The sequence below is a fragment of the Mesorhizobium sp. WSM4935 genome (genome assembly GCF_029625735.1).
In the GTDB taxonomy this organism is placed as follows: domain Bacteria; phylum Pseudomonadota; class Alphaproteobacteria; order Rhizobiales; family Rhizobiaceae; genus Mesorhizobium.
In genome coordinates, this window is record NZ_JARTVR010000037.1 from 1 (window position 1) to 2649 (window position 2649).

Annotated in this window: 3 protein-coding genes; all 3 read left to right on the forward strand. The window is 61.5% G+C overall.

Annotated elements, in window-relative coordinates; all coding sequences use genetic code 11:
• The coding region (locus tag P9273_RS31955; RefSeq protein ID WP_442920282.1) for a hypothetical protein at window positions 1-188 on the forward strand (188 nt) is incomplete at its 5' end.
• Between the two features lie 33 nt (window positions 189-221).
• The gene (locus P9273_RS31960; protein WP_278052549.1) at window positions 222-1229 is read left to right on the forward strand and encodes a dihydroxyacetone kinase subunit DhaK; all 1008 of its coding nucleotides are present in this window, start codon (window positions 222-224) and stop codon (window positions 1227-1229) included.
• Window positions 1230-1234: 5 nt separating this feature from the next.
• Window positions 1235-1843 (forward strand): dihydroxyacetone kinase subunit DhaL, encoded by a 609-nt coding sequence (gene dhaL, locus P9273_RS31965; protein WP_278052550.1) that lies wholly within the window; start codon window positions 1235-1237, stop codon window positions 1841-1843.
• Window positions 1844-2649 lie beyond the last annotated feature (806 nt).

Genomic DNA, 2649 nt, shown 5'->3' on the forward strand with positions numbered 1-2649 from the left:
TGTCGCCGCCATCGACCAGGTGGACGCCAAGTACAACGCTCGCTGACCGATACTGCCCGCTTCGCGATCATGGCCGGAACGGGCACCAGGAGAAGCGTGATCCACGCCGCAGCGAAGCGCTCTATCTCTTTGTTTTCACGCAGTGCCCGACGGAAAACCGTTTCGCACTTTTCCTGGAATTGCTCTAGTCTGGCGACCAAGGACGATGCAGGGAGGTGCGAATGAGCCTGACGCAGAAGCTGATCAATGACGGCAATGCGGCGGTCGACGAAATGCTGGCCGGCATCATGGCCGCGCATCCCGAGCATCTCTGGCGTCCTGACAACGCGCCCCGTTCGGTGGTCGCCAAGCACGGCCCGCGGACCGGCAAGGTGGCTTTGGTGATCGGCGGCGGCTCGGGCCACGAGCCGACCTTCGTGGGTTATGTCGGCAAGGGCTTGGCCGATGCCGCCGTGATCGGCAACGTCTTCGCCTCGCCTCCTCCGCAGCCGGCAGTCGATGCGGCGGTGGCCGCGAGCGGCGGTGCCGGAGTTCTGTTCATGTATGGCAACTATGCCGGCGACGTGATGAACTTCGACATGGCCGCCGAGCTTCTGGAGATGGAAGGCATCGAGGCGCGCACGGTGCTGACCACCGACGACATAGCATCGGCGCCACGCGACCAGCGGCAAAAGCGCCGCGGCGTGGCCGGCAACGTTTTCATCTTCAAGGCCACGGGCGCAGCCGCGGACATGATGATGCCGCTGGACGAGGTGGAACGCGTCGCCCGTCGCGCCAACGAGCGCACCTTCACGATGGGCGTTGCGCTCTCTTCCTGTTCCCTGCCGCAGACGCGGAAGCCAAGCTTCGATCTTCCCGTCGGCGAGATGGAGATCGGCATCGGCATCCATGGCGAGCCTGGCGTGCGGCGCGGGCCGTTGCGGTCGGCCAATGAGGTTGCAGACGAAATCATGGACGCGATCCTGGCGGAAATGATGGCGCCGGCCGGCGATCGTGTCGCGGTGCTGGTCAACTCGCTTGGCGCGACGCCGCTGATGGAGCTCTATATCCTGAACGCCCGGATCGCGGAACGCTTGAAGGCTGCCGGGTTGGTAATTCACAAGACGCTTGTCGGCCCCTACTGCACGTCGCTAGACATGGCTGGCGCCTCGATTACCGTCATGCATCTCGATGACGAATTGCAGCGCATGATCGACCATCCCTGCGACTGCGCCATGTTCCGGAGCTGAGCGAGATGGAGTTCACGACCGGGGATTTGAAAGCTCTTTTCGGTGCCTTCTCGGAACGGATGGCGACTGAGCGCGACAGGCTCTGCACGCTTGACGGAGTGATCGGCGACGCCGATCACGGCATTGCCATGGAACAAGGCATGAAGGCCGCGGCCGATGCGGCCCAAGCCGCCGAAGGCACGCTGCAGGACATCTTCAACGCCGCTGCCAAAGGCTTTCTCAACGCAGTCGGCGCTTCCTCTGGACCACTCTACGCGACCGCCCTTCTGCGGGCCGGCAAGGCAGCAGGTCCGCGCGCATCCATGCCGAGAGCCGAGTTGCGTACCGTCATTGCGGCGATGCGCGACGGCATCGTCCAGCGTGGCAAGGCGGAACCCGGCCAGAAGACCATGCTCGACGCCTGGGCGCCGGCCGCGGATGCGGCAATCAACGGCAAGAATGTCGATGCCATAGTCGCCGCGGCGCGCCAGGGCGCAGAAGCGACACGGGACATGGTCGCAACCATCGGCCGAGCCGCGCGCCTTGGCGAGCGCTCGCTGGGCCATCCGGACCCGGGCTCGGTCTCGGCCGCAATGTTGGTCGAAGAAATCTGCAATGCGATGAAGAATGCCTAGCTGAACGCAGAGAGCGATAACTTAGGACAGCATGATCGCGGGTCAAATGACCCCTTTGGGGATCATCAGGTGCTCGCTGGAACGACTTGGATGGGGCGCAAAGCAGACACACTTTTATGCACCCGGTTCTACGCGCAGCGCTCGCGCTATTCGAAAGCACTTTACTTGATCCGAGATGTGGGCGCAGATCGTGTCTGCCAGATTGGAGATGGAGATTCCCAGTAGGAGGCAGACATGGACAGGAATATTGGTCGATCTCGCGCCAATGCCGACATGAAGATCGTCAAAAGTTAGCCTTGTGATTTTAAAGGGAAAATCGGCGCAAAGTTTCAAGGTTTTGACAACTATCGGCCTCAGTCGGCCGGTTTTGCATTTGACGGCGCGCCATGGCTGGCCTCGAAAAGTACCGTCACGACTGCAGGCAGGTGCATATTTTCGGTGCAAACTCATTGGTTATAGCAGGACCGCGGGATGGGATTTGTCATCCCGACCTCCACGATCACGACAAGATACTTCCGGGGCTCAAGGACCAGGAGAGGGCGAGAGACGTCATAACCAACGGTTTGGACGAAATCGTTGGCGTGAGGGTGCGTTGCCTTCCCGACAAAAGGTATGATGGCCCGATATCCTGGCGGCGCCGAAGAATCTTCTGACCAAGCTTTCGCCGATCAGTTGGACGCGACAGGGCACCGGTCCAGAGCACAGCGACGAAGAACGGGATGAACAAGAATCCCCGCTCTTCCCCCCAACTTCGTCTGAATCAGCGAGCGTTGTACTTGGCATCCACCTGGTCGATGGCGGCGACG

Excerpts from the sequence above, each read along its gene's own strand:
- P9273_RS31960 (WP_278052549.1), top strand. The coding sequence starts at position 222 with ATGAGCCTGACGCAGAAGCTGATCAATGACGGCAATGCGGCGGTCGAC.
- dhaL (WP_278052550.1), top strand. The coding sequence starts at position 1,235 with ATGGAGTTCACGACCGGGGATTTGAAAGCTCTTTTCGGTGCCTTCTCG.